This is a genomic window from Pseudomonas sp. KH_024_B2 (assembly GCF_057839965.1).
Genome location: NZ_JBYQPS010000002.1, coordinates 491,968 through 513,581 on the forward strand (window position 1 = coordinate 491,968; position 21,614 = coordinate 513,581).

Below are 21,614 nucleotides of genomic sequence, written 5' to 3' on the forward strand. Positions count from 1 at the left end.
ATAATCACACGTTCCAATTGGCCATACAACCCAGGGAGGGAATCCATCCGACCAGCAGCGTTGCAGCATTTGAATGCTGCATTCGAAACATTCAGCACGTCGCCTCGCCGCGCAGTACCAATACAAGCCGTATGGGCGGCCCGGCACTTCAATAATTCGATAGATGGCGTAGCGCCTATCTCTTGAGCTGCCTAGGTCAATGGTTTAGGATCGAACCACATCCCCCCTGGGAGGATGCAGCAATCAACAGAGACGAAACCAGCTGATTGCGTCTCTTCGTGGAAAGTTCGGTAACCACATGGTTACGCACTTCGCTATTTGAGATATTTCATGCTGAAAATCCTAGCCAACCGTACCTACCGTCACCTCTTCTTGGCTCAAGTGATTGCGCTCATTGGGACGGGTCTTGCCACTGTTGCATTAGGCCTATTAGCGTTCGACCTTGCAGGTGCCAATGCGGGCGCTGTGCTCGGTACGGCGTTGGCGATCAAAATGACGGCCTACATTGGCGTTGCGCCAATCGCAGCCGCTTTTGCAGAGCGTTTACCCCGTCGGGCAATGCTGGTCTCTCTGGATCTGGTGCGAGCACTGGTCGCACTGGCTCTTCCGTTTGTGACGGAAGTCTGGCAAATCTACGTGCTGATTTTCGTCCTTCAGTCCGCTTCGGCAGCGTTCACTCCGACGTTCCAGGCGACCATTCCAGACATACTGGTGGATGAAGACGACTACACCCGTGCCTTGTCGCTATCACGTCTGGCCTATGATCTTGAAAGTGTCGCGAGCCCGATGCTTGCCGCTGCACTGTTGACGGTGATCAGCTTCCATAGCCTGTTCGCCGGCACGGTCATTGGGTTCCTTGCCTCAGCGGCCCTAGTCGCCACAGTGCTGCTGCCTAAGGCGAAGCAGATACCACGACGCAGCATCTACGAACGAACCACCCGTGGCATGCGCATATTTCTGGCCACACCTCGCTTGCGAGGGCTGTTGGCTCTCAATCTTACGGTTGCGGCCGCCAGTGCTATGGTCATCGTCAATACGGTGGTGCTGGTGCAGTCGCGCTTCGCTCTGCCGCAGAGTTCTACGGCATTGGCGCTGGCCGCGTTTGGTGGCGGTTCCATGGTGGCGGCCCTGGTCTTGCCTCGACTGTTGAAAAATATCAAAGACCGAACGGCCATGTTGTTTGGTGGAGGAGTATTGCTCGCAGGCTTAGCAGTTGGCATCAACCTAACCACCTATAACTTCCTGCTACCGCTGTGGGTGGTGCTTGGGGTGGGCTACTCCTTGGCTCAAACCCCGAGCGGTCGACTGTTGCGTCGCTCGGCACATGCCGAAGATCGCCCAGCGTTGTTTGCCGCCCAATTTGCGCTATCCCATGCTTGCTGGTTGATTACCTACCCATTGGCGGGATGGTTGGGTGCGAACATCAGCCTCACTGCGTCGTTTGTTGGGCTCGCTGTCGTGGCAGGTAGTGCGCTGGTGGTCAGCATCGTGATCTGGCGTCCAGCTCATGACCAAGACTCTATCAAGCACACCCATGAGAATCTGCCGGGCGATCACACGCACGTCGACGGCCAGGAAGGTGCGGATCACGAACATCCATACGTGATCGATGATCAACATCGCCGATGGCCCAACAAATGATTGTAAGTTCCTAAGATTTGCTAAGGCTAGTTGTCGGACATTCAGACTAGGAGCCGTAGGGCTTGCAGAGCGGCAAGGTGCCCCGGATAGAACCAGTAGCCCCATTGCCCAACCGGCCAGATCTTGAAGGAGAAGGTCTGACGCAGAAGCCAAAGTCCGATCAACGGGGCCGCGAATGCGGTGCTCAAAGCCAGCATTGAATAGATTTCCAAGTCCAACGCCCTGGTTACGATGCTACTGCGGGTATTGCTCAACAGGCATAGAGCCGCTGGCAGCAACCAAAGAACGCCGGGGTTCTTTATTGCTACTAAGCCAGCCGCTGGAACAAGTGCACCGTAGAAGCCGTACATCAGAGGATCATCCAGCCCGTAGGCAACTGCGGCGGCCATCAACGCCATAGCGCTGCTTAACAGAGTGCGATGTTGCCACCCCCAGGCAATCACCAGCCCCAATGCCAGGGTAACCAACACATTGAATGATCCCGAGGTGCTGATGTAGCGATAAGGCACTTCTGAAATGGCGGCAAACAACAGCATCAGCGCAAGGTATCGACCATTCGCCACCGTCAGCAATTCGCCCGGTTTGGAGCGCGCTACGTTGGCCGCAATGGCGACACAGAACAGCGGAAAGGAAAGTCTCCCCGGAATGAACAGGTTGCTCATTTCCGGCCACACCAATCGTAAGTGGTCGATGACCATTGTGAGCATCGCCAGCCACTTGATCAGATCCAGGCTACTGCTTCGGCTCTTGAGTGGGGGGAGCGGGGTAGTATGAGCCGTCGTCATGCCCACCCCAGTGTGACGGCGGTCAGCACGAGATAACGCACGCCCTTGGCCAGGGTGACGATCAGAAGGAAACTCCAGAGTGGTTCGCGCAGGACTCCGGCGACTACCGTCAGCGGATCGCCAATGATGGGCACCCAGCTCAGCAACAGTGAACAGCGCCCGTAGCGCAGATAGGACTGCTGGGCTTTTTCTAACTTGCTCTCGCTCACTGGGAACCAGCCCTTATGACGGAATCGTTCAACAGAACGGCCCAGTACCCAGTTAAGTACAGAGCCAAGAACGTTGCCGAAAGTTGCGACCGCCAAAAGCGTTGAAGCAACGTATTGGTCGGAAAGCAACATCCCGACCAACACGGCTTCAGACTGCATGGGCAGTAACGTTGCGGCACCGAATGCCGCCAGGAACAGACCAACGTAGCTGGTGAGTTCAAACACTCGGACATCGCCTCATGCGTTCAGGCCGATCCAGCCATGAAAGCCGACGTACAGACCAACACCGATGATCAACACGCTGGACAGGTACGGTGCACGACGCGCAACGGTGCCCATCCAAGGCCAGCGATTGGAGGCCTGCTTGGCGCCAATAGCGGCGGCTGCACCGACGGTTACCAATGTGAGCGCCAGACCAATGCTGAAGCACAGGACGAGCACGCCACCCAAGGCGACTTCTTTGACCTGAAGGCAGAGCAGCAAAACGGTGATGGCCGCAGGGCAAGGAATGAGCCCCCCCGTCAACCCGAACATGATGATCTGTCCCGTGGTGACCTCACGGTTGGTAAAGCGCTTGCGGATATCGTTGGCATGGGCGCGCTCATGCGCATCCTGATAGCCATCAATCGACAACTCCAGGCCTTCCAGTTCGGAATGCGCGTGCCCGTGATCATGCTCTAGGTATTCCAGGTCATAATCATGGGAATGACCGGCATGGCCCAAGCTCAAGCGGGCACTGAATTCATGCGGTTCAGGGATATCGAGTGCCGACTCCAGGAAGTCTTCGCGCTCGACGAAAGAGAACGATTGAGTGCTGCCGTCCAGACGAGTAGTCATCAGGCGAACATCTGAGGCTGCCCAGGCGTGTCCGGTCAATGTCTTCAGGCGCCAGTGCGGTGGCACGCCTTCTTCGAAGATCGACAGCTCAACACGGCCATGGCCAGTATCAATTCGGTGGGTCTCATCATGATGACCATGGTCATGCTCGTCGTGGTGGTGATCATCACCTTGCTCGAACTTGAACATCTGCTCGCCACGCCAGGTACGCCACAGCATCCACAGCGCAATCACAATGATCAGGGCAGCAGACGCGAGTTGGAAATACGGCTCCGTGGTTTGAGCGTCCAAGCCTTTGCCCAGATACATGCCGCCAATGGCGACCAACCACACTACAGCGGTATGCGACAGCGTCGCGGCCAGGCCCAACAATACAGCCTGTTTTACCGAGCCACGAATGGCCACGATAAAGGCCGCCATCATGGTTTTTGAGTGGCCAGGTTCCAGGCCGTGCAAGGCTCCGAGCAGAATGGCACTCGGAAAGTATAGCCAGGCGTGAGAGCCACCCTGTTGCAAGAGTTCAGCGAAGTTGGGCATGTCAGACCTAGAGGTACTTGGTGATTTGTTTGAAAGCTTCTAGCGGTGCACGCTCGCCATTGCCCAACGCCGAAACAGTGTCTTCCAGGCAGTGATCGATGTGATCCTGAATGAGCGTGCGCTTGGCTTGGCACACCGCTTTTTCAACAGCATGTAACTGCTGAGCAATGTCCACGCACTCACGACCCTCTTCGATCATCGTGATGATGCCGCGTAAATGGCCGTCCGCCCGCTTGAGCCGCTTGATGATTGCTTCATGACTTTGGTGGGTATGCGCATGGCTGTGTTCGTGTTCTTGCTCACTCATGACTTGAGCCTCAGGCCTCAATGAATTACGCTGGCATCCTATCCCCCCTAGGGGGATGCGGTCAAACGCATCAAAGCCCCACAAAACGAGTTGAAACCCGAACACTATGTTCAGCAGAACACTGACAATGACGGTGGTAATCGCACTTGCTCTCGCCATGTTTGTGGCTTGGGCAGGGCATACCTATACGTTGTCGGTGACATCGAAACAGCCAGCCTGGGAGATTGCACAAGACGCCCATCACTCCCATGAGCAGCAGGCAGAGATGTCGCGTGCGAGCTACTCGGATCACTACCACTCACCGTTGACCCCTGACCATCAGCACGAAACACCTCAGCTCACGTCCGCGTTAAGTTTGGCTGCACAGCCGAAGCTGTCTATACGAGTTGATGCGCGCCGATATTCCGTTCCTCGTCCGCCGATTTTCTTGATCGAGCGTCCACCCCGTCCCCCGTTCGCATCCTGACCATGGCCGCTCTGCGGCCTTTGATCCCTGCAACGTAGGATTGATCTATGCATTCGCACTCGATGAGCGGCGTTGTCGCATTCACTGCGCCATCGCACCGCCCGCTACTGCTGTTGTTTTTACTTGTCGCTACACTTTTCGTCGGGATGCCCGAGGCGATGGCTCACGCCGTCGCGGAAGGTGACAAGGGCTTCATCCAAGAAAGTTCCGGCGTCATGTTGCTGCCCTTCATCTACATGGGCGCCAAGCACATGATGACGGGCTACGACCACCTGCTGTTTCTGTTCGGGGTGATCTTCTTCCTCTATCGCCTGAAAGACGTGGGGCTCTACGTCACGCTGTTCGCTGTAGGGCACTCGGTCACGCTGCTGCTTGGCGTACTTACAGAGGTCAGCATCAGCTCGTACATCATCGACGCCATCATCGGCTTCTCGGTGGTGTACAAGGCGCTTGATAACCTGGATGCATTCCAGCGCTGGTTCGGTTTCCAACCCAACACCAAGGTGGCCACGCTGATCTTCGGCCTGCTCCATGGATTCGGGCTGGCCACTAAGATCCAGGAGTACGAAATCTCGCCTGATGGCCTGATTCCGAACTTGATCGCCTTCAACGTCGGCGTCGAGATCGGCCAATTGCTGGCCCTTAGCGCGATTCTCATTTTGATGGGGTATTGGCGGCGCACCGGCAGTTTCTGGCGTCACGCCTATACCGCCAACGTTGCCATGATGAGTGCCGGTTTCCTGCTGATGGGTTACCAGATCACCGGCCTGTTTGTCTCCGCGTAAGGAATTCTGACCATGTTCAATACTCCGCTTCCCACTGTTAATGAATTGCCCAGCACTCGCAAACTGCTACGTTCGACTGTTCTTGCAATATTGGTTGCTGCGGGACTTCTGGTAACAGTCGTAATGCCCTCGGAATACGCCATTGATCCGACAGGTGTAGGCCGAACACTGGGCCTTACCCAGATGGGCGAATTGAAGATCATCCTTGCCCAAGAGGCTTTAGCGGACGCAGATCCGCCGCAAGCATCGGCTCCGGAGCCGGCTCCGCAAATTGCAGCAGTTAAACCCGAAGTGCAATCTGCGGTTCAACCTGTGGCGAAGTCCAATCTAGCCCTGAAAAAAGATCAACTAACCATCACGCTGAAGCCTGGTGAAGGGAAAGAAATCAAGCTGGAAGTGCTGAAAAACAGAACCGTCAACTATGAATGGACAACGGTTGGTGGGCCTGTGAACTACGACACCCATGGCGAGCCCTACAACGGTGAAAAGGGTTACTTCCACAGCTACAACAAGGGCAAGCAGGTCAAAAGTGATAAAGGTGAATTCATCGCTATTTTTGACGGCACCCATGGTTGGTTTTGGCGTAATCGCAGCAACAGCGACGTGACCATCTCACTGAGAACGGCCGGCGATTACTTGAGCATCAAACAGTAATCCGAAGCCGCGATGGCTGTTCTATTGCCGAAAATGCAGCGCTCAGCCTAGATAAAGACCATTTATCTCATCCATTTTTTGAAAAGTCATTCCATGAAAACCCCAGCAACGCTGATTCGTTCGATGCTCCTGATCTGCTTTCTTGGCCTGATGACCGCATGCGGTGGCGGTGAGAAAGGAACAACATCCGAGAGCGCTGAGCACGGACACTCACACGAGTAACACCCTGAATAAAACAAGGCCGCATTTGCGGCCTTGTTTGTTTCTATATCGCAACCTGCGTACCCAGTTCGATCAGTCGGTTCAGCGGCAAATTAAAGTATTTGAGGTTGCTGTTGACGTTCTTCAGTAAAAAAGTGAACAAGCTTTCTCGCCAACGAGCCATCCCCATACGCTTGATCGGGATAACCGTCACGCGGCTAAAGAAGTAGGTGGAATGCATCGTGCAGAAATCCAGCTCTTTCATGTGTCAGAGACTCAAGGCTGCGGCTACGTCACGCTCCTCGATAAAGCCAAAGTGCAGGCTAACCCGGCAAATCCTTTACCTTAAGCCTAGACCTCAAACCGCCGATCATCTGGCACGCGCGGCCGTCCTCAGACGCCACAGTTAGCAACACCACCTGCTCGTGCAGAACCTGTTTCTGCAATTGATTGTGCGAGAGCCCATGAGGGGCAGCATCAGATCTGGAATAATGGCCGGAACATACCAACAGTTATATCAATACACAAAAAAAGGCGCCACTCGGGCGCCTAAGCCGTCTCCAAAACCAAAGGAGAAACAAAGAGACGGGGGTGTATCTGGTAATGGGGCCTAATGCCGATGGCTAGCGCCCGTTAAAGGAGTTGCAGCGGGTATTCGACAATCAGTCGGACCTCGTCCAAATCAGATTCGAAATCCGTGGCTCGTGTCGTTGCCTGGCGAACACGTAGAGACATGTCCTTCAGAGAACCTGACTGGATGACGTACTTAGCCTCGATGTCTCGTTCCCAACGCTTTTGATCCTGCAGTGGGGCGCCATCCGCTCCACGACGCATGTACACGCTGTTCGCGTTGGAATAGTCCGCATCCCAACCCTTAGCGTAGCGGGTCATGAAGCTGAGACCGGGGATGCCGAAAGCCTGCATATCTAGATCGTAGCGCAGCTGCAAGGATTCCTCTTTCGGTGAGTTGAAATCGCTGTACTGAATAGAGTTATCCAAGAAAATTGAGTCGGATTGGCGAAGGTAGTCAAAGTCGTCGTTACCATTATTGCGCTGGTACCCAACGGTCACGGTGTGCGCTCCGAATTTGACCCCGGTCTTGCCGCTCCAGATGTTGTTATCGAAGCTTCCCAGAAGTTTTTTACCCTCATCAACCGCTCGGTAGTAATTAAAGCCACCGATTAGCGATACGCTGTCTGAGAGCGGATAGCTCAATGTGGTGCCTGCGTAATACTGGTTCCACACATCCTTGAATTGGCTGGTGTAAAGACTCACACCTACGTGCTCATTGACTGTGTAATCGCCCCCTAGATAAGCGATCCACGGAGCATCTACCGCACCAGCGTAGAAAGTCGAAAAGCCGTCACGCATGCCACTGGAATTGGGTTGGCTCATCGCATGCAGTCGACCACCCTGAAGGGTCAGGTCTTTGATGCTGGTATTGGTAAACGTTGCACCACGAAAACTCTCAGGGAGGAGTCGAGAATCGCCATAGGCCACGACAGGCGTCGATGGAAATACGTCCCCTACCTTGACGACTGTATCCAGGAAACGCACTTTTGCGGCCCCGCCTACTTTTGAGTAGGAGTCTTCAGGTTGGCCTTTGCTATTGTGCGGCAAGACATCGACTGAGCTACGAGCTCCCGAGCGACCATCACCTGAATCGAGCTTGAGGCCTTCCATTGCAAACGCGTCAATGCCGAAGCCTACGGTACCTTGAGTAAAGCCTGATTCGAACCGGCCAATGATGCCATGAGCCCATTCGGCTGAGTACCCATTTCCCGTGGGGCTTGACTGGCCCTTTCGATAATCACGATTGAGATAGAGATTCCGATTGAGAATACTAAAGGTGCTCCCCTCAATGAATCCTTCAGGTCTTTGCTCAACAGCCACTGCAACTTGCGCCATGCTCATGCTAAGGGCAATGAGAGAAAGACCATAAATGCTTTTATTGTTCATTTAACACTCCAGGCTTTAGCTTGGCAGAGTTTCTTTATGAAATTTTTTATAGTTATAAAAAGCCACCAGCACGTGAGGATTTCTCCTACGTGCCGGCAGACATAATTTCATACAATAGATAACTCCAGCGTGACCTGAAAATTACTTCTATGTCAGCGAACAGTAAGCAGGCTCAAAACATACCGAACAACTTGGCGCAGTTATGGCCAACGCTAACTAGCTTCCGTGAGGGCAGTTAGTACCCATAACCTTGTATTCCAGGGTGTTAAGCTTGCCCGCCGAATCTTCATAGGTCATGCGCGAAGGGGCTACGCCACAGCTTTTATTGGCTTGAGTGGTACTGATTACCTTCTGGACATCGAGGTTCATTCCATATTCATAATGGACGACTTCAGGTGTCGTCTTTCCGTTTTCTAAGGCGTACTGCTCCATCGCCTTCTGGTTCTCTTGCATCATTCGACCATAAACACGGTCACCACCTCCTTCAGCCATGGCCAAAGAAGACATCGTCAAGATGGAAACGGCAAAAAAAACTTTTAGTGATTTCATGATTTTCTCCTAGTGTTCACTTACTTCTGACTAGAGGATAACCAGTGATGCCTTTCAGAAAGCTGCCGCGAATATTACATATGCGTAAGGTGTTCCACAGTACACGTGAGCTCGACTATTAGAAATTTAACTTATTGGCGGAGTAGGCTGAATACGTCAGATAAGGCATTAGGGACCAACTCGAGCTCCTCATGAAGCACCCAAGATTTTTATTAAAGATACATCTCCTCTATATCATTGACAGCTGCTTGGACTGCTCCAGATGGATGAGTCGTTTGAGCGCAGTAAGATGAGACGAAGAACGTGTTAAAAAAGCCTCATGGGCTGAGAATATTAGGGGCTACGTTGAGTACCGAAAACACCATCGCTAGGATAGCCTTTAACAGCCATAAGAAATCGTCCCAGTATTTTATCGCGGCTAGCAGCAAAGCACCGACGATTGGAAGCAGGGACAACCCCTTCAGCAACCGAAAGGTCCTGGTGAGGGTTCGGCCTTGCTTGTCGACTTGATCGATGGTGATCCTGAGCAGCCCCTGAAGTTTAGGGGGATATGTTTTTATCTTGTCCTTGAAATCATCGAAAATGACATTGAAGCTGTGTAGGAGGCGCTCCGTTTGCAGCATTTGGTTGTGAAGGATTGCAAGCAGAACCACAGAAACCACTGCCAACCCAAGGACAAGGATAAAACCTTCGAATCTTGAGGTTGTTTTCTCCAGCACGACCAAACCCGCTAGCGATATCGGCAGGGCGAGCATCTTGCCGGCGATGTCGCCCAGCACCCCGCTAAGCTTGGTGCCATAGTCGATTTCAGCTTGGGCCACCTCGCGCCGGGCCCGCTCAAACGAGAAGCTATAGACGTAGGTTTGCAGATTCGCGCGGTATGTGGCGAGGACCTCCCGCCACTCCCGCACGATCACCAAGAACAGATTGGGCTCGCTCTCAAACTTCTCTATGACGCTAGCCACCGCCATCCGAATCATTAATTTTCGTTCGGAGAGGTGTGCCTTATTTTCGTTTTTTCGATTGAGTATTTCTTCCAACAAGCTCAGGTGATTGAGCTCATAGTCAAGTACCTTGGCGTCAACCTGAGTAGGCAACAGAAATGTTCTCGGCGGCTTAGCCCCATCAGGAGGCAAGGCAAAGAAAAGATTAAAACCATCTTGGCTGCTGTCTTTGTCGACACCGATCGCTAGCAGTGCAAGCAGCTCGATCAACCGACATACGCGCCTGAGCGCCTTAATCGTCGGAGGTTCGGTGTCATCACTATCTGCCCAACAGAGCTCAACAATGTACACGTTGCTCGGAAATTGGCCCTTGCCCAATGAGCCATTGCGAGCGACAAACTCGCCTAGGTTCGCGTAGAAACGGCCAGACTCGTTCGATGGCAAGCGAAACTCAATATCGAGAGAGTCTGCTTCTTCAGAGCAATGCTCGAACTTGCCATAGGCTGCGGGCAGGCCATCGCACATTCGCAACGTACCGATAATGTCGGGCGTTGGCATCCCCTCATAGCGGATGACTCCGTCCTCAATGGGGGGCGCTCCAATGGCGCGGTAGAGAGCTACCACATTAGAAAACATTCTTAGCCGACCCTGGCCAGCAGTTCTTTCTCGATCACACCAACCAGTTCGGCAGTCAGATTGGACAGTGTCAAATTTTTCCGTCCCTCATCATAATAAACGTCTGCGGCCGGATCCTTACCTAACGCTCCACGCTCGAATTGCAACGACCAGTTAGCCGCGTCCCCCTTGATACGGGTCTTTGTTGCCGCTCTTTCCATTCTTAGCGCTGGCTTGCCTACCCTAAAAAAGGGTTGGATTGCGATTAAGAACTTTACTCTGAACATTTATTTTCTGATGTCGCTGGCTGTCGTTGGTGCTCTCGTCATTGGTAAGTGGCCTGAAGCTGCGATGGTGGTTTTCCTCTTCGCTATTGCTGAAGCTATCGAAGCACTTTCTTTGGAGCGAGCGCGTAACGCGATCAAGTCGCTAACTGCGTTGGCGCCGGAAACCGCCGAAGTAATGATTGACGGTGCCTGGAAAGATCAGCCCGTGGCGAGTGTGTTACTCGGTAGTCGTATTCGGGTTCGTACAGGTTCGCGAGTACCGTTGGATGCCAGCGTCGAGTCTGGTCGCGCTGCGCTTGATCAGGCCCCAATTACTGGCGAAAGCCTTCCAGTTGATAAGCAGGTCGGTGACCCGCTTTACGCAGGCAGTATCGTTACCGACGGAGTGGTTGAAGCGACTGTGACGGCCGTAGCAGGAGAAAGCACTCTTGCTCGTATCGCTGCGGCCATACAAGACGCGCAAGCTCAACGAGCCCCTACTCAACGGTTTGTAGATCAGTTTGCACGTTATTACACCCCGGCTGTAGTGGTTCTTGCCCTGTTGGTTGCTGCGTTAGGCCCCGTTCTGTTCGCTGGTACCTGGGGCGATTGGCTCTATCAGGCGCTGGTCCTCCTAGTCATCGCCTGCCCGTGTGCTTTGGTAGTTTCAACGCCAATTACCGTTGTCAGTGGACTTGCCGCGGCTGCCAAACATGGCATTTTGATTAAGGGCGGTGCATACCTCGAAAGCGGGCGACTTCTTAAAGTTGTGGCACTCGACAAAACCGGAACTTTGACCCAAGGCAAGCCGGTACTGACTGATACCGAGCCGTTTGGTGATCTACCCATCGAAATGGCTTTGAAGATCGCTGCGAGTCTCGACGACCACAGCACGCACCCAGTGGCAAAGGCGTTGGTCAACGGCTGGAAATTACAGCAACCAGACGTCGCTCCCTTTTCGGTTGAGGACTTCGGTGTACTCAACGGTCGTGGTGTCAAAGGCGTTATTGATGGTCAATTATGGCACTTGGGCAACCACCGCTTGGTTGAGGAGTTAGGTCTGTGTTCGCCTGCGCTTGAAGCCCGATTGTCGTTGCTCGAAAACGCAGGAAAAACAGTAATCGTGCTTTGCGCCGCCAGAGGTCCGGTGGCGATTTTTGCTGTGGCGGACACAGTAAGACCTGAAAGCATTGCAGCCGTAACTGCTCTGAAAGCATTGAATGTCGTACCGGTGATGCTCACGGGCGACAATCCTGCAACGGCCAAGTCCATCGCCGCGCAGCTCGGTATACAGGATGCACGCGGAAACTTGATGCCGGAGGATAAACAAGTCGCCGTCGCGGAACTCAAACGCCGCTTTGGTACTGTTGGCATGGTGGGCGATGGTGTGAACGATGCTCCAGCATTGGCGCAAGCCGACATTGGTTTTGCGATGGGGGCCGCAGGGACTGCCACAGCCCTTGAAACGGCTGATGTCGCCATCATGGATGACGACCCACGCAAGATTGCTGATTTTATTAGCCTGAGTCGTCGATGTGCCTCTGTTTTGAAGCAAAACATCGGACTGGCCTTGGGTATCAAAGTTGTATTTTTGGCGCTTGCATTGTCCGGCCACGCTACGTTGTGGATGGCTGTTTTCGCCGATATGGGAGCGAGCCTGCTGGTCGTATTCAACGGACTGCGGCTACTGCGTCGGTGATACGAAAGCTGCGACTTCGTCTTCAATTACATGCCCACACAAGGAAATCAAATCATGCAATGTCCGATCTGCAAAGATACTGCCCTCGTAATGACTGAGCGCCAAAGCATCGAAATTGATTATTGCCCTCAATGCCGTGGCGTTTGGCTCGACCGAGGTGAACTCGACAAGATCATCGAGCGCAGCCAACAACAGGAGGCCGTTAGGTTTCTTCCACAGAACCCAATTCCACCCGTACAGAATGCTCCTCCAGCAGTACAACCCGGTTACAGCCAGCATGGAGATAGCCAAGCTCATGGAGATCAGCGAGGAAGTCACGGTGGCGGTTGGAGAGAAGGTGGCCATCAGAGCAGTCATCAGAGCGGCCATCAAAGTCATGGTGGACATCAAAACCAGAGTGGGCATCAAAACCAGAGTGGGCATCAGGGGCAACAGTCGTACCGCAAAAAATCATTTTTGCAGGAGATGTTCGATTAAGGCTGCGATTTCGCGCTTTGATCGGGATATACCTCGAACCAGCACCAATTCTGAAATAGGGTGTTTCATGAGATGGAACCGTTTTGGGTATTAGCTGGTCTTTATATCCTGCAATCGACTCGTAGCAAGGGTGCTACCTGGGTGGTTGGAGTTTCAGCAAGCGGCGTTTGAGGAAAAGGTTATGAGTTCAGGACACAGTCACGGCCAAGTACGCGCCGGTCACGAAAAGTTGCTGTGGATCGCACTCACCCTGACGACAAGCTTTATGGTCGCGGAGGTCATTGGAGCTTTTGTCACCGGCAGCCTGGCCTTATTATCCGACGCGGCCCACATGCTGACGGACGTTGCGGCTTTGGCGATATCCTTGGTCGCTATTCATATAGCCAAGCGCTCTGCGGATAGGAAGCGGACCTTCGGGTACGCACGATTTGAAATACTTGCAGCCACCTTCAATGCGGTCTTGCTGTTTTTAGTCGCTATATACATCGTTTATGAAGCGTATCTGCGACTTAAAGTCCCGGCGGAAATCCAGTCGACTGGCATGTTGGTCATTGCGGTGTTCGGGCTCATCGTCAACCTTGTTTCAATGCGCCTACTGAGTGCTGCCAGTGGGGAAAGCCTCAATGTGAAGGGCGCTTATTTAGAGGTCTGGAGCGATATGGTGGGGTCTATTGGCGTCATCATCGCAGCTCTTTTGATCCGTTTCACCGGCTGGACTTGGGTTGATTCACTTGTCGCGGCTGGCATCGGGTTCTGGGTGCTGCCCAGGACTTGGTCATTGCTCAAGGAAAGCATGAACATATTGCTGCAAGGGGTTCCAGAGGGCATCGATATTGAAAAGGTAGAGGCAACGCTTTATGGCATTGAGGGGGTCAAGAATATCCACGATTTGCATATCTGGGCTTTGACCAGTGGTAAAAGTGTTATGAGCGTCCATCTTGTCGCTGACTCGGCTTCCCGCAGCGAGCAAGCTATCTTGGCTGAAGTAACCAGCCTTATGAGTGATAAGTTCCACATCAGCCATACTACCGTCCAAATGGAAGGATCTGATTTTCACGATCAACTGGCTGACGATCATGAGGGTATGGTCCACTAACTGAGTCGTGGTATTTATTTAAGCTGGATGAACGTTTATACGTCGCGATACAGATCAAAAGGGTCGATTAAAATGGTCAGAAATATTTTAAGTTATTCTGGGCTGGCTTTGTTTTTGGCTTTTGTTGCGCAGCCAGCTTTTTCAACACCTGCTAATCCAGAAAGGGTATACGGGTGGATTGAGGAAGGAATACTTTTGCCAGAAAATATTGCTGTGAAAGTAAAGTTAGATACAGGTGCTCTTACATCCTCGATGGATGCGAAAGACTTAGAACGATTCCGTAAAAATGGAGAGGAATGGGTTCGTTTCAACGTTAAAGTAAAAGACACAAAAACTAAGAAGGTGAGTAACGCACTCTTCGAGCGACGCGTCGAAAGAAATGTAAAGGTTCGAGGCGCCGGTGGCGCTGAACATCGTCCAGTAGTCATGATGACGATGTGCATAGGTGATAAAATTTATAAGGAAGAGTTTTCACTGAGGGATCGAGGCGACATGAACTACCCCGTATTGATTGGTCGCAAAACTTTGGGGGTCTTGGGGGCGGTCGATGTTTCACGCACATTCACTAACGAACCAAACTGTAATTAAACACCTGAGTTATACATTTTATCTATACGTGCAAGGTGAATGTATTGAGAAAATAGCTCGGCAGAATTTTGCAGCTTTTTTGATGCTTGATGTGGCCGACTAAATAGTCTTAAAAAAAGCTCACCCGGATGCTGATTTTTAGGAAGAGTTAGAAGTGGCGCCATGCAACGATTAGTAGTTGCATGGCTTCTAATCAAAGTATGCTCATACTATAGGGTCATTTTAGATCTTTCTCGCGCAGCTCCACTTATTTCGGTGTTTTCATTGATTGACGCTCAAATGTCTGCGCGAGCTTTAACGGTGTTGACGCTTTGGACTGACAGGTACTGAACAGATCAAGCTCGGGGCGATATGATGTAGTTTGAATACCCATCAACCCCAATATAGAATGGAATAAGTTATCATGGGACAGTGATACTCCGCGTTGTTCCTTCAGGCATTGAGGATCTAGGTTTTGACGCGACTGCATATCTTTGGAGATCCAGAGTACCATGGGGATACTAGTCTGCTCGCTGGGAGCCATGGCATAAGGAAGTCCATGCAAGTAAAGCCCATTCTCGCCGAGGGACTCACCGTGATCAGAGACATAAAGCATCGCCGTATCAAAACGTTCAGCGTTACGCTTTAGCAGGTCGATCGTTTGCCCAAGTACGTAGTCCGTATAACTGAGACTGTTATCATAGGCACTGACAATGCTTTCGCGCGTACAACGTTCGAGTTGGTTATTATTGCAAACGGGCCCGAATCGTTCGAACGCTGGTGGATAGCGTTTCGAGTAGGATGGGCCGTGACTGCCTTTCATGTGTAGCACCACGATTGAGTCCCGCTGCTGTTTATCCAAGTAGGCTTGTAAATCTTGCAATAAGACTTCGTCGTAACACTCGTCGGCTCTACATAATCCCAGCGTTTTTTGATTGTTCAATTTTTCATTTGGTACTCGGTCGCAAATGCCTTTGCAACCCGAGTTATTGTCTCTCCAAAGGACCGATACTCCGGCCCGCTGCAAAACGTCTAATAGTCCTTCTCTACGCAGCGCCATACCGTCTTTGTAGCCTTCTTTACCCACATCCAGGAACATGCAGGGTAAGGAAACGGCCGTAGCTGTTCCACATGAGCTGACATTGGTAAAACTTAAGACGCCACGCCTGGCCAATTCCGGATTGGTATCCCGGGTATAGCCATTGAGGGAGAAGTTAGCGGACCTAGCGGTTTCACCCACCATAAGTACCGTTAGCCGTGGTTTGCGTACACCAGCAGTAGCTTCTTCACGGCGGGCATCAGCACCAATGGTTTTTAATTCGGTGGGAACTGCTAGCTGGCGACGCGTATACCCATGGATTGCCGAAACCACATTCGACGGAACCAACATCAATCGGAGTTCGCGATGGTTACGCATCAGCGATGCATAGGATTGATAAAGCGTAAATACGATGACCGCCAAGCAGGTGAGCGCTACCGCCACACCCATCAATCGATGAGCAAGTGCGCGGGACCACGATCGTTGGATCAAACGGACTCGGGTAATAATCAACCCCGGTATAACACCAAAGCCCAGCATCCACAGCAGTAGTTCCCAGTTCAGCAGGTCCGTGGCCTCGGACCTGTCCGTCTGCATCACATTCGTTAGCATGCTGTAATCAATTACTATGCCATAGCTATTCATAAAGTAACTCGTTGCTGCCGCAACCAGCAGCACGATAGCTAACACAGGTTTTATCAAGCGTCCCCAGGCCATCACGCTGAGCAATACGTATAGCCAAATCAACACGAACCAAGGCAGGCTAAGCACGAATATGGTGTTTCCGTCCTGTAGGCCTCCCACGCCTTGCCAGACAGCTCGCCAAAATGGCCAGTTACTAAACAATAGAAGCCAGGTTGAAACTGCAAGAATTAACTGATTACTACCGAGGGTGATTTCCCAACTGCGAATTGGTACTTTGTTATTCATGGGTACTCCGGAATATCTCGACGTATCCAGGCGCGAACTGCCACCGGAGTGTCACTACGTTTTAGGTAAGAAAAAATCGCCAATGGCGCGGTGCAACTCGTGGATGCACCAGTGACCCTGAACGTTCTCGTCAGCTAGTTGGCGATCTGCGACTAGCCAAACCGCCAGACACCCCAAACTGATGAAAATCTTTTTCATGAGGTGCCCCCCCAAGTAAGCGACGTGGCTGTAGATCTGCTCGATTCGTCCTTGAACACCAGTAGTTGTGCTGAAGCGAAATACTGGGTGCGGGGCCGCGTAGACTTTGTTGCTCTGTTGGCCGTCGAGCGCTTGTCTACAGCGAGGCGGATTTCGTACCGCAGGCGTAGCTTGGTGACGTTGTGCAGATCACGAGACTGATAGGTGCGGCTGGCCGCCGACGAAATACTTTTTAGTTTGCGGCCGAAGGACAAAATCGGTGTTGAAGCGTCCACCAGGGTCAACCGCTTCCGGATGCTGGTCATCCTCGTTCCGCCAGACATTGCGAACTCTGAACTGAAATCAGACCTTGCTGTGCACGCATGACGCACACTTTCGGCGTCCGACGGAGCTTTACGTTGGTGGTGTTCGAATTTTCGCGGAAGGCTTTGGCATCCATTAGTACTGGATTAGGGATCAAATCAGTCTGTTGGTGCCCCGTTTGGACAGTTTGGATATCCCACTGGACATCTACGGGGCTTGGGTTATTGAGTAATGCGGTTTGGGGTTTTGTCCTAGCCTCGACGTGGGCTTCCTGTCGCGACGCCGTCATCAACGACGAAACACGAGACAGTGGACCTGCCGCCCACAACATTTTTCTAATGCGAGATCGCATAACGAGATTTACGCCCCCAAAGCGCATTGTTTCTTTGTTCACTAATAAATATTTGATGGTCTAAAAAAACTGCGGGCATCGATTTCAGGTGTCTGGATTCGATCAGAAGTCGCCCCGTCCGCAGGATCCTATGACGCGTAGATTTTTTGCACACTCAATGTACTGTTGAGCAGTTATCAGAAGGATGACTGAAGAATTACAAATTTGTTATAAGCCCATCTGCTGCGGACAATTAGTCTAAGATCTATTTAGTGTGGAGGTTTGTATGTTTTACGTCGATTGCGTAGCGGAGCCTCGATAATGCGTGATAAATTCTTACTGACTAAAATCGATCAATGCAAATATGTTGGAATGGGTTGGTGAGTGAAGTTATCTGTGCGCGTATAAGGAAGTTTTATGATTTAGTATCGAGATTTTATGAAAAATGCGTATTTTGATAATAGAAGACGAGCTGAAAACCGCCCATTATTTACATCAGGGGCTGACTGAAAGCGGATTCGTCGTTGATTGCGTCGCCAGCGGAATCGATGGCTTACGCTTAGTATCCCAACAGGCTTATGATCTTGTAGTGCTCGACGCGAACCTACCGCAACGTGACGATTGGGGTCTACTTGTAAGCATTCGCAAGGTCATTATTGCGCCTATCATGATACTTACCGTTAAAGGTAGTCTGGAGGACAAAATCAAAGGGTTCGACCTAGGCGCCGACGATTACATGGTCAAACCAATTGAGTTTCCAGAACTGTTGGCCCGAGTACGTACTCTGATGCGTCGCACTGAATTGTCGGCATTGCCCGATGTGCTGTGTGTCGGCGACCTGGAACTCGATCTGGGCAGACACCGTACCTGTCGCGCCAAGCAGCGGATTGAACTGACCAACAAGGAGTTCGCCTTGCTACACCTCTTGATGCGCCAGACTGGTACGACGCTGTCACGCAAGCAAATCATGTCCTCTGTCTGGGGGCTGAATGCTGATTGCGACACCAATGTTGTTGAAGTAGCAATGAGAAGGCTTCGGGCTAAGATTGATGACCCTTTTGACAAGAAGCTAATCCATACCTTGCGTGGTGCTGGATATGTTCTCGAAACGCGTGATCAATGAGCCCTCTTAATCCTTCGAATTTTGAAATTGTGTGAAATAATCGACATTCAATTTAAATTCAGAATGCACAAATATTTGCTCTAATAGTCAGTTTTATAGGATTCCCCAATGGCTCCTGGGTGGGACGGTACTGCGCCTGGCTGATTTTGATACCTCACTAAGCTTTTGAGGCTAACGGGTGGAAATTACAAATAAGTAATTTTTCTAAAATGAGTCAGAAAGGTTTATCTCGTTAAACTTACGTAAGTTTAACAGCTTTGTAACCACTTCAAAGAGACTCTGCGATGAGCGCTTAAAATTAAGTGCTGTTGCGCTGACGCTATCATTGTCTTCGATAACATTCGCTGAAAGCCGTGGTGATCGCAACGACAACGCCATGGAAGCAAATCAGAAAAAAAAGGCAGCCTACGCAGCCCAAAAAGGCAAGACAGCTCCGGAAGTTCAGAAATATCGTGATGGAATGAAGCTTGATATCGCAAAAGTGGTGAGTACGACCCCACCAATTCGCTCTTGCAACATTGTACCTTTTCGAATGACCTATGAGGACTCAGCTGGAAAGCTTCACACTATTGAATACCAAATTATGGGTGTGTGTCGTAACACGCACGAATGAACGGATGACGTGAATAAGGGCTGTTTTTTCAATGGTTGGTGTCACCAGCTGGCTTGTCCATGGATGTTTGGAAAACCGAGCTTGAAGGTCGTGATATTACCGGGGGAGCTTTTAGCCTCTGCCACTCCCTGATGCAGACTCATGATCGATTTCACAATGGCCAAACCAAGCCCGGTACTGCCTTCAGTGCGAGAATGATGGGTGTCGACTCGATAAAAGCGATCGAATAAGTGCGGCAGATGTTGAGGTTCAATACCTGCGCCTGGGTTGGCTACAAGTAGCGAGACTTCTGTGGCATGGACTTCGATGGTGATTGAGATGGCTTGGCCTGCTGGACAATGGCGTATTGCGTTGGACATCAGGTTGGAAATTGCCCGCTGAATCATCAGCCGATCACCAATGGTCGACCCACTGCCCGTAACGCTCAAGCTGACATGTTTCTCTTCCGCCGACAGGGAAAACAGATCGATGACCTTCGAGGCTTCATCCTCCAGCGCAATGGTCTCAAACGGGACCAGCGCAGCGGGATTACTGACCTGCGCTAGGAAAAGCATGTCCGAGACAATCCGGGTTACGCGCCCAAGCTCTTCGGTGGAGGACTCCAAGACTGCTTTGTACTCCTCAATAGGCCGCTCCCGGGACAGCGTCACCTGGGCCTTGCCCATCAGGTTGGCAATGGGCGATCGCAGTTCGTGGGCCAGGTCATCGGAGAACTGCGACAACTGCTGAACATCGCTGTCGAGTCGGTGCAGCATAAAGTTGATGCCACGGGCCAGTTCACTGAGCTCCTGTGGCATCTTGACCACCGAGAGTCGGTGACTGAGGTCCTGAGCAGAGATCATGGCGGCCACCTTGCGAAACTCCTGCAGCGGCGCGAGCTCCCGTTTTACCACTGCCCAGGCACTGATGCCGATAAGAAGCAGCAGCAGTGGCAACGCTATGATCGTCGAGCTTAGATATGTGCTGAGCAGCGCTTCATTGTTGACGCAATCAATCGACAGCAATACGGCGATATTCGTACCGTTCGGTAAGCGGATAAGTCTGGACGCAGTCAGGAAGTGCCGGCCCTGATCATCGATGCTTGGGGAGTACGACACATTGACGGTGGCAGACCCTGCCGCCTTCAACTCCACCCTGGGGTCCTTCAAGCCAGAGCCGGACTTTAAGAGCGGCGTCCTCATATTCTTCAGGTCATAAATGGTAAGGTTCAGGTTGTCATGCCCCATCACCTGATCCAGCAATACGTGCGGTTTGATTTTGATGTCGACAGGTTTTTCATACAGCGAAAGACTGTGCTCGATTTGCCGCATTTTCTCGCTCAGGCTGTCTTTTGACAGTTTATCTAACTCATGCGTTAGCGCGATGAATGCAAGAACCGCCAGAAATAACACCAACAATGCGCCCAGGATACTCACCGCTAAACCCAACCGCGTCGACAGGCTTGCCGACTTCATTCCCGGGCCTCCAGCACGTAGCCAACGCCGCGCAGGGTATGGATTAGCTTGTTGTCAAAAGGATCATCAATTTTGGCCCTCAGGCGGCGGATGGAAACCTCGACCACATTGGTGTCGCAGTCGAAGTTCATGTCCCAGACCAATGAAATGATCTGGGTACGGGAAAGCACCTCACCCGACTGACGCATCAACAGGTGCAGCAAGGCAAACTCCTTGGTCGTCAGGTCGATGCGCTGTTCGCCCCGGAAGGCCCGATGGCGGCCCTGGTCGAGTTCCAGGTCAGCGACCTTCAAGACCTGCGGGACGGGAACGTGTTCGCTGCGACGCATCAAGGTTCGTACCCGGGCCAGCAGTTCTGGAAACTCGAATGGCTTGACCAGATAGTCATCAGCCCCCAGGTCGAGGCCGCGGATCTTGTCCGCCAGGCGCCCGCGAGCGGTCAGCATCATGACCCGGGTGTTACTGCTTTGGCGCAGTTGCTCAAGTACACCCCAGCCATCAAGTTGTGGTAGATCGACGTCAAGTATTACCAAGTCGTAGGTTTGTTGACGCGCAAGGTGAAGTCCATCCGTGCCATTCACCGCCCGATCTACTATATAGCCGCTTTCAGTCAAACCCTGATGCAGGTATTCGGCAGTTTTAAGCTCATCCTCAACTACAAGCATTCGCATGGTAGTGCCGCCCTATGTAATATGAATTGAATAATGAAATTTCGAAGTTTACTTAAATGCCCGACTAAGAAATGATGTAGAACTATTCGATCATAAAGATCTCAAAACCGCGCATTGCTCAAGTGTCCAGTATCAAGCCTGAAGCTGCTACAGGGTCAACAGGAGGAAGAGCTTTTACAATAAAAGTATTTGCGACCATATGTCGCAGGTGTGTTAAAGCGCGGTTCTCTTACATTTATTTCAGTCTGAAGCCAAGCTCCGCTTGGCTGATATCTATAGGCAATCGTTTCGAAGTGTTACGGTACAGGCAGTCAATTTAATGCCGCACGCGTTGGGGAGGAGTGGCAGGATGTACCAA

The 21,614-nt window shown here is 51.8% G+C and carries 20 protein-coding genes and 2 pseudogenes; 9 read left to right on the top strand and 13 right to left on the bottom strand.

Annotation, left to right across the window (positions count from 1 at the left end; genetic code table 11):
* The first annotated feature begins 330 nt into the window (after positions 1–330).
* On the top strand, positions 331–1,641 hold the full coding sequence (locus tag AC3I0A_RS29565) for an MFS transporter (protein WP_017341653.1): 1,311 nt from the start codon (positions 331–333) through the stop codon (positions 1,639–1,641).
* Between the two features lie 41 nt (positions 1,642–1,682).
* On the opposite strand, the gene AC3I0A_RS29570 is transcribed toward AC3I0A_RS29565, so the two are convergent.
* The 4 genes from AC3I0A_RS29570 to AC3I0A_RS29585 are packed head-to-tail and all read right to left on the bottom strand — an operon-like array spanning position 1,683 to position 4,316.
* A complete protein-coding gene (locus AC3I0A_RS29570; RefSeq protein WP_017341654.1) occupies positions 1,683–2,426 on the bottom strand; it encodes a TraX family protein in 744 nt (247 codons plus the stop codon).
* Positions 2,423–2,860: a YqaA family protein gene (locus AC3I0A_RS29575; protein ID WP_017341655.1), complete on the bottom strand. Its 438-nt coding sequence runs from the start codon at positions 2,858–2,860 to the stop codon at positions 2,423–2,425. Before AC3I0A_RS29575 ends, AC3I0A_RS29570 begins: the two co-directional genes overlap by 4 nt.
* Positions 2,861–2,872: 12 nt before the next feature.
* Positions 2,873–4,009, bottom strand: a complete 1,137-nt coding sequence (locus tag AC3I0A_RS29580; protein ID WP_052909678.1) for a nickel/cobalt efflux protein RcnA — start codon at positions 4,007–4,009, stop codon at positions 2,873–2,875.
* Between the two features lie 7 nt (positions 4,010–4,016).
* Complete coding sequence (locus AC3I0A_RS29585; RefSeq protein ID WP_017341657.1) at positions 4,017–4,316, bottom strand: metal-sensing transcriptional repressor; 300 nt, start codon at positions 4,314–4,316, stop codon at positions 4,017–4,019.
* 513 nt (positions 4,317–4,829) lie between these two features.
* Between AC3I0A_RS29585 and AC3I0A_RS29590 the strand changes: the two genes are divergently transcribed.
* Together AC3I0A_RS29590 and AC3I0A_RS29595 are read left to right on the top strand one after the other, a co-directional pair.
* On the top strand, positions 4,830–5,567 hold the full coding sequence (locus AC3I0A_RS29590; RefSeq protein ID WP_052909679.1) for a HupE/UreJ family protein: 738 nt from the start codon (positions 4,830–4,832) through the stop codon (positions 5,565–5,567).
* Positions 5,568–5,579: 12 nt separating this feature from the next.
* Positions 5,580–6,221 carry a hypothetical protein gene (locus AC3I0A_RS29595; protein WP_031319193.1) on the top strand — a complete coding sequence of 214 codons (642 nt, stop codon included), beginning with the start codon at positions 5,580–5,582 and terminating at the stop codon, positions 6,219–6,221.
* Between the two features lie 265 nt (positions 6,222–6,486).
* Here AC3I0A_RS29595 and AC3I0A_RS29600 read toward each other — a convergent pair.
* The 5 genes and pseudogenes from AC3I0A_RS29600 to AC3I0A_RS29620 all read right to left on the bottom strand — a co-directional run.
* Positions 6,487–6,910 (bottom strand): annotated as a pseudogene (locus AC3I0A_RS29600) (KUP/HAK/KT family potassium transporter); the annotation flags it as partial.
* Between the two features lie 145 nt (positions 6,911–7,055).
* On the bottom strand, positions 7,056–8,381 hold the full coding sequence (locus AC3I0A_RS29605; RefSeq protein ID WP_017341661.1) for an OprD family porin: 1,326 nt from the start codon (positions 8,379–8,381) through the stop codon (positions 7,056–7,058).
* 216 nt (positions 8,382–8,597) lie between these two features.
* The gene (locus tag AC3I0A_RS29610; RefSeq protein WP_017341662.1) at positions 8,598–8,930 is read right to left on the bottom strand and encodes a DUF2790 domain-containing protein; all 333 of its coding nucleotides are present in this window, start codon (positions 8,928–8,930) and stop codon (positions 8,598–8,600) included.
* 317 nt (positions 8,931–9,247) lie between these two features.
* On the bottom strand, positions 9,248–10,510 hold the full coding sequence (locus tag AC3I0A_RS29615; RefSeq protein WP_017341663.1) for a hypothetical protein: 1,263 nt from the start codon (positions 10,508–10,510) through the stop codon (positions 9,248–9,250).
* 2 nt (positions 10,511–10,512) lie between these two features.
* Entirely contained in the window at positions 10,513–10,710 is a 198-nt protein-coding gene (locus AC3I0A_RS29620) for a hypothetical protein (protein ID WP_223272654.1), read from the bottom strand.
* On the opposite strand from AC3I0A_RS29620, the pseudogene AC3I0A_RS29625 reads away from it, so the two are divergent.
* From AC3I0A_RS29625 to rloA3, 4 genes and pseudogenes are all read left to right on the top strand, one after another.
* Positions 10,694–12,454: pseudogene (locus AC3I0A_RS29625) on the top strand (heavy metal translocating P-type ATPase); the annotation flags it as partial. The gene AC3I0A_RS29620 and the pseudogene AC3I0A_RS29625 overlap by 17 nt on opposite strands.
* Positions 12,455–12,544: 90 nt before the next feature.
* A complete protein-coding gene (locus tag AC3I0A_RS29630; RefSeq protein WP_235992763.1) occupies positions 12,545–12,931 on the top strand; it encodes a TFIIB-type zinc ribbon-containing protein in 387 nt (128 codons plus the stop codon).
* Positions 12,932–13,112: 181 nt separating this feature from the next.
* On the top strand, positions 13,113–14,027 hold the full coding sequence (locus AC3I0A_RS29635) for a cation diffusion facilitator family transporter (RefSeq protein WP_017341666.1): 915 nt from the start codon (positions 13,113–13,115) through the stop codon (positions 14,025–14,027).
* A 72-nt stretch (positions 14,028–14,099) separates the two neighbouring features.
* Positions 14,100–14,615: a retropepsin-like aspartic peptidase RloA3 gene (gene rloA3 / locus AC3I0A_RS29640; protein WP_031319194.1), complete on the top strand. Its 516-nt coding sequence runs from the start codon at positions 14,100–14,102 to the stop codon at positions 14,613–14,615.
* A 247-nt stretch (positions 14,616–14,862) separates the two neighbouring features.
* On the opposite strand, the gene AC3I0A_RS29645 is transcribed toward rloA3, so the two are convergent.
* The gene (locus AC3I0A_RS29645) at positions 14,863–16,563 is read right to left on the bottom strand and encodes a phosphoethanolamine transferase (RefSeq protein WP_017341668.1); all 1,701 of its coding nucleotides are present in this window, start codon (positions 16,561–16,563) and stop codon (positions 14,863–14,865) included.
* A 194-nt stretch (positions 16,564–16,757) separates the two neighbouring features.
* Positions 16,758–17,066: a hypothetical protein gene (locus AC3I0A_RS29650; RefSeq protein WP_130205470.1), complete on the bottom strand. Its 309-nt coding sequence runs from the start codon at positions 17,064–17,066 to the stop codon at positions 16,758–16,760.
* A gap of 774 nt (positions 17,067–17,840) precedes the next feature.
* Between AC3I0A_RS29650 and AC3I0A_RS29655 the strand changes: the two genes are divergently transcribed.
* Positions 17,841–18,518, top strand: a complete 678-nt coding sequence (locus tag AC3I0A_RS29655) for a heavy metal response regulator transcription factor (RefSeq protein ID WP_017341670.1) — start codon at positions 17,841–17,843, stop codon at positions 18,516–18,518.
* A 313-nt stretch (positions 18,519–18,831) separates the two neighbouring features.
* A complete protein-coding gene (locus AC3I0A_RS29660; RefSeq protein WP_031319196.1) occupies positions 18,832–19,131 on the top strand; it encodes a DUF2790 domain-containing protein in 300 nt (99 codons plus the stop codon).
* 41 nt (positions 19,132–19,172) lie between these two features.
* Here the strand turns inward: AC3I0A_RS29660 and AC3I0A_RS29665 are convergent, their stop codons facing one another.
* Both AC3I0A_RS29665 and AC3I0A_RS29670 read right to left on the bottom strand, forming a co-directional pair.
* Positions 19,173–20,585: a heavy metal sensor histidine kinase gene (locus tag AC3I0A_RS29665; protein WP_489378710.1), complete on the bottom strand. Its 1,413-nt coding sequence runs from the start codon at positions 20,583–20,585 to the stop codon at positions 19,173–19,175.
* The gene (locus AC3I0A_RS29670) at positions 20,582–21,256 is read right to left on the bottom strand and encodes a heavy metal response regulator transcription factor (protein ID WP_017341673.1); all 675 of its coding nucleotides are present in this window, start codon (positions 21,254–21,256) and stop codon (positions 20,582–20,584) included. The genes AC3I0A_RS29665 and AC3I0A_RS29670 overlap by 4 nt, the downstream gene beginning before the upstream one ends.
* Between the last annotated feature and the right edge of the window lie 358 nt (positions 21,257–21,614).